The 5,639-nt window shown below is 37.9% G+C and carries 5 protein-coding genes and 1 tRNA gene; 1 reads left to right on the forward strand and 5 read right to left on the reverse strand.

The window, feature by feature from the left end:
• Window positions 1-254: 254 nt before the first annotated feature.
• Window positions 255-1,121, forward strand: a complete 867-nt coding sequence (locus tag VE944_RS07060; protein ID WP_324974309.1) for an aldo/keto reductase — start codon at window positions 255-257, stop codon at window positions 1,119-1,121.
• 127 nt (window positions 1,122-1,248) lie between these two features.
• Here the strand turns inward: VE944_RS07060 and VE944_RS07065 are convergent, their stop codons facing one another.
• The 5 genes from VE944_RS07065 to VE944_RS07085 form a co-directional block, all read right to left on the reverse strand.
• Window positions 1,249-1,710 (reverse strand): type II toxin-antitoxin system VapC family toxin, encoded by a 462-nt coding sequence (locus VE944_RS07065; RefSeq protein WP_324974312.1) that lies wholly within the window; start codon window positions 1,708-1,710, stop codon window positions 1,249-1,251.
• Window positions 1,707-1,973 (reverse strand): hypothetical protein, encoded by a 267-nt coding sequence (locus VE944_RS07070; RefSeq protein WP_324974314.1) that lies wholly within the window; start codon window positions 1,971-1,973, stop codon window positions 1,707-1,709. Before VE944_RS07070 ends, VE944_RS07065 begins: the two co-directional genes overlap by 4 nt.
• Window positions 1,974-2,105: 132 nt before the next feature.
• Window positions 2,106-4,115: a hypothetical protein gene (locus tag VE944_RS07075; RefSeq protein WP_324974317.1), complete on the reverse strand. Its 2,010-nt coding sequence runs from the start codon at window positions 4,113-4,115 to the stop codon at window positions 2,106-2,108.
• 367 nt (window positions 4,116-4,482) lie between these two features.
• Window positions 4,483-4,567 (reverse strand) — tRNA-Ser (locus VE944_RS07080).
• 100 nt (window positions 4,568-4,667) lie between these two features.
• A complete protein-coding gene (locus VE944_RS07085; protein ID WP_324974320.1) occupies window positions 4,668-5,597 on the reverse strand; it encodes a TIGR04168 family protein in 930 nt (309 codons plus the stop codon).
• Window positions 5,598-5,639: the final 42 nt, after the last annotated feature.

A 5,639-nucleotide genomic window follows, 5' to 3' on the forward strand; every position in this document is an offset into this window, starting at 1 on the left:
ACAAACAGTAAAAAGGCACCACCCGATGAACCAATATCTGAGTGGTTGATGCTTTAGCTGTAATCTAGTACGAGTTTCCTCTACAATTTTCATCAGTGTTTGTGTATAGAATATTTAACCCCTAAGTAGAGTATTCCCTTGTTAATCCATTCACTGCTCACTAAGTCTAAGTACTAGGGAGGATTTATGATGAATTGCTAAACAAGCTTTGGCTAGCTGGTAGATAATTGGGGCAGAAAGCTAGAGCTAGAAGCATGGAAACCAAACAGCTAGGAAAAACTGGTATCTTTGTAAGTGCGATCGGTTTGGGTGGTATGCCCATGTCAATTTCTAATCGTCCTCCCGAATCGGAATCAATCCAAGTTATTCATCGGGCTTTGGATCTGGGTATCACATTGATTGACACTGCCGACTCTTACTGCAAAGATGAGTCAGATAAGCACCACAACGAGAGACTAATTCACAAGGCACTTACTAGTTACAAAGGCGATGTTAGCCAAGTAATTGTGGCAACGAAGGGCGGTTTGATGCGTCCCAATGGAAACTGGACAAGCAACGGCAATCCAGAACATTTACGCGAAACAATTCGAGTTAGCTTTGAAGCGTTAGGTGGTGCTAAACCCATCGATGTTTGGCAATATCATTCGCCCGATCCTAAGTACACCATCGAAGAATCCCTTGCACCTGTGAAAGAAGCAGTCGAGGCAAGTTTGATTCGATTTGTGGGAGTTTCTAACTTTTCCGTTGAACAAATTAAGCGATCGCGGGATGTAGTGGATATTGTCTCGGTGCAGAATCAATACAGCCCTTGGCAACGACAACCAGAAAATGACGGCGTGTTGAAGTATTGCGAACAACAAGGACTGACGTTTTTGCCTTGGAGTCCCTTTGGTGGTAGGCGTCGCCATCAGGATTTACAAGATATCCCTGCGATCGCTAACTTAGCTAAAGAAAAAAGCGTGTCAGTATATAATATCGTCTTGGCGTGGTTGCGTTCCAAGTCGCCTGCCATTTTGCCAATTCCTGGTGCTAGCAAGGTTTCTAGCATTGAAGACTCAGCACAAGCTATCAATGTGAAACTATCTCATGAAGAAGTGCAAAAAATTGATCGGGCAACTTAATCACTCCAAGTGATTCTCACTTCGGTGTAATACAGTCTGAACCTCATCCCCAACCCTGATGTATCGAGATGCTTAGTCTCATCCAATACTTTGGGGTTGAATATATATTGAGGAAAAGCGATCGCTTCTACATCCACTCCAACGGCGGAACCTCAAAGTCATTAAACGAGGAAACATTGTAAGAAGAAGCGGCTATTGCTTTTACCAGCTTACCGTCGAGAGTCAGTAAAGTAGCACCTACCTGCTGTGAAAGTGCAACATACGAGCCATCGTAGGCGGAGATTCCATAATTTAATGCGATCGCAACTGCATCCGCCATCAAATCAGCCGTAGAGACAACACGCAAGGGGAAGCTTTTGAGAGTTGCTAAATCTGCTGGCACATCAGCAACAGCATAAAGTCTGGCGCGGACATACTTCCAAATGATGTTGCCACACTCAATGTAAAACAGGTCTGGGACAAAGATCGCAGTTTGAGGATTGGCAAGATGAGCAAACAGTTGATTAACTTTCGGAGTTAGTGGATCGTCTGGTATAAATTGCTTAATAGCTACACTTGCGTCTACAACACATCTAAGAGGGATAGTCATCTGTCTCGATCTTCTCGGATTAACGCAGTACTATCAGGCCATTCCACATCAGTCTGGCGACTCTCACGGCGAAGGCGGATTTCCTCTAAGAGTTTTGGGACATTTTTTCGCCTTTCGTCTTCTGTTGGCTGTGTTTTTACCTGCAAGGCATTCTGCAAGATTGTAATAACTTGAGCATCAACTGAGCTATTTTCAGCTTTAGCTAACTGTTGCAGCCGTTCGTATAACTCATCGGGAATATCTAGCGCATGAAGGCTAGCCATTGATTGACCTCCCAAAAGAATTTATTGGTAATGGTAGCATGATATCCATAGGGGATAGAGGGTGATTATACTTTTTGTTTTCTAAGAACGTATTTGAATCTTTAATTATAGAGGTTAAATAATATGTAATTTTTAGTCTTCTAAAAAATCGTTTACATGGGTTTCAATCCATGTCATGCAGTCTCTAAAGTGACCCATCTTATCTTGTGTCATCTGTTTGGCATGTGCATCAGCCCTATACTTATTTATAGCTTCCATTTTTGAATTAAATTCATCTTGCTTACGTGAGAAAATGTGTTCAAATGTTGACCATTCTTTTTTAATTATATTTCTCAAAATTTCAAAATATATATTTACCTTATCAGGATCGAACAAATCTTTATAAGCTAGATGATTATGCTTTCTTTGTTCTTCTTTACTAAAATAAACTAATAATTTCTCTCTTGCTTGATTCTCGCCGTATTTAGCTTTTAACTGAGTACGAACTATTTTCCTTAACTTTGGTTCTAAAGCATTTCTTCTTTGAGATATTTCATTTAACATATCTTCATTGCTTGCATTAACCTTTTTATATTTATTTTTTTGGATTAGATACTGTTTGACTGCATCTATTTTAAAATCATATTCATCTCTAGTCTGACTGATAATTCCATAACCTTTTAAATGATTAGTATATTCTGTTGACTCCCTAGCATACTGATTAAAAAAGTTAAGCTCACCAATGGCTAAATATTCTAGTAAATCGTACTCGTCAGGATAAAACTCACTTAATACGCTAACCATCATTTGAATATATTTAGAAGCATGATTTTTATCAAATTCATTTTTAGCTTCATTATAAGTAATTCTATCTACTATAACTGGTAAATTTTGAGTGTTTAGCTTATGGATTAAACTACATACTTGTCTGATTAAAAATGGATGTCCACCATAATCTTCTGTTAATTTTGAATAAATTATTTCCTCAAACTGCAATCCCATAATTCTCCCAAGTTTCCTAACCATATCTCTGGTTTGTGGTACATCAAATCTTGGTAAGTATTCAATTGGTATTGAGTGAAAAATAGGATTATCTTTTCCAAAAATACTTGATTCTTCTATACAAAGTGGGTTTGTTCCTACGATTAAATAAGAGAAAACATTATTTAACTTTTGGAAATTAGCTCTTAAAGTTTGCCAGAAAAATATAAAATCAAATTTTTTCTCCCAGTGTGTAACACTAGAAATATTAAAAGTTATACGTTCGATTTCATCAAATATGATTAAAATACTTTTTTCTTTAAAAATATGATAAATTTTGCAAATTTCTTCGGCAAAAATTTGAGAAGCATTTTCTTCTGTATATTTATCTTCTTTTTGCAATGGTAAATTTAATTTATATTTTTTATCAATTTCTACAATTATATAATGTAAACATTTATTCCATCTCCTTTGTTGAAAGCTGGGATCATCGCAACTAATCAAAATCGAGTTTGCACCTATTTTATCTAGTGCCCTTTGAATTCCAAAAATTACAGAAGTCTTTCCTGTTTTGCGTAGGCCAAATAACCCTGAATTTTCATTTGAAAAATGTCTATTTACTATTTTGTTAATAATATCGGTTCTACCAAAGAAATATAAATCTTTTTTTAATGGTGATTGAAAATCAAATAAGTCCCTTGTATAAAAGTTGGTTTTAAATTTATTTCTTAAGAAATAAGGATCACTATAATTATTCAAAATTTCGCTATAAGATATTGGAACTATAACCTGAGATTCTTGAGATTCCTTTAAATAATTTCTGATTTTTTCTTCTATTTTATCGTCTTTACTCAACATAACACTACATATTTTGTCTATTCTTAAATCTTGAAGTTGATCTGAAACAGCATCAATCGCGTCAGTTGATCTAGGCTGAAAAGACTCATAATCACTAAAAATAATAATTAATTCTCTTTCAAAATTAAAAAGCTCCTGATAATTTTTAGGTGCTTTAATTAAGGCATACTTGTATTCACTTCTATCTCCGATTTTTAAACCATCGAGCCTAGTTACAAACCATTCATTACCAAACTTCTGAAGAATCTTTTCTTCTTCGTCGCTCAATATGTATAATTTACGTTGTACTTGCCCGTGTAAACCCGGCTTTATTTGTTCTTGCATACTTAAATTTATTACCCTTATTTTACAAACTTGAAAATGTTCTATCTGCCTAAGCCTTGTCTATGACAGCTTGGTATCAATAGAAAAATTCAATTATATTGTATAAATTATAAATATCCTTTTAATTTTAAAAGTGCTTTATGTTGCTTAAAACTCTAAGTGTATAGTTAAGCTTAAGCATGTTGCACTTCTATCAGCCAGCCTTATAGATTTAGTGATAGCAGCCAAAATTTGATAAAAGTATCTCTGTTAAAATACCTCTATGTTTAAAGCTCTTGTCAAACATTAGGTTTAAGCTGGCAATTGAAAAATATAATCATGATGTAATCATGACTATATTGGCTGCTACTGTTCACAAAATATTCAACGGAGAGGGGGAGATTCGAACTCCCGGAGGTTTTAGCCTCATCCGATTTCAAGTCGGACGCAATCGACCACTCTGCCACCTCTCCAGTAAATCTGTCAAACTTGTGCTGATCCTAGTTTCAGACGCTATTTAGGCGCTTTTGTTGGTTAGCACTAAACTTGACAGATAATACTATACCCTATTATCTACGCAGATTGCACTATTGGATTCGATCGCTCATACAAAATTTCCTCCTTAGCCACTTGAAAGTCATTCCCCACCCAAATTAGGGAGACTTGCGAAACCACACCCGCCTCTAAGGAGACAATAGAAAAGTTACGCAACTTCTCGCCACCATCTTCCACAATCCTAGGGACACTAGCCGCATTTAAGTAAATTGTTCCCTCTGGACTTCTAAAGATAGGTTTGCGCTGCACCTTCTTGGTATGGCGTAAATCGCGGTGCATGTGACCAAATGTCACCAGAGGAATGGTTTTACCAGCAGTCAAGGCTTGAGAAATCGCCTCGCCCAAATCTGGATCGCCAAAGTCGCCGCCGATTGGGTGCCAGTCTTTGCCGCAGGGGTCTTCGGGGCGATCGCCTAACCCACTAGGCCCATTGTGACCCAAAAATATAATTGTCTCGTAAGCGGCGCTTTTAACTGCTTTGAAGATGCGATCGGCGGATTCTTCCAAACTCGTCACACCGTAACGTTCTTTACAGATTTCCGCGAATTTCCACTCTGGGCCACCCCAGGTAAAAGGACGACCCCCCACTACAGTTAAATTCCAAGCGGGAAAATCCAACTTACCGTAACCGACATGGGACAAACCTAATAAATCGAGTTGATCCTGTACCCAGTCTTCCTTAGAGCGGTCATAAGGAGCCTTTTTACGTCCCCATTCGGTGGCGGTGTACCAGGCATCGTGGTTGCCCATCACGGCTGCTTTAGGAATATCGAGAGATGCGATCGCTCTGACCACTTCCACCGATTCATTGCCAAAATCCCCGACAAACAGCACTAAGTCAATACCCAGATGCTTGAGTGCAACGCCATCTTCCACTTCCCATTGGTCGTGAATATCTCCAACTACAGCAATTTTGAGGTTTATCGATTGAGTTTTCTGACTGGTCATGCCACTTTCCTTGCCGTCTATCTCCAGGATATGAAACTCAGC

Source organism: Nostoc sp. (assembly GCF_035638895.1).
Taxonomy (GTDB): Bacteria; Cyanobacteriota; Cyanobacteriia; order Cyanobacteriales; family Nostocaceae; genus Nostoc.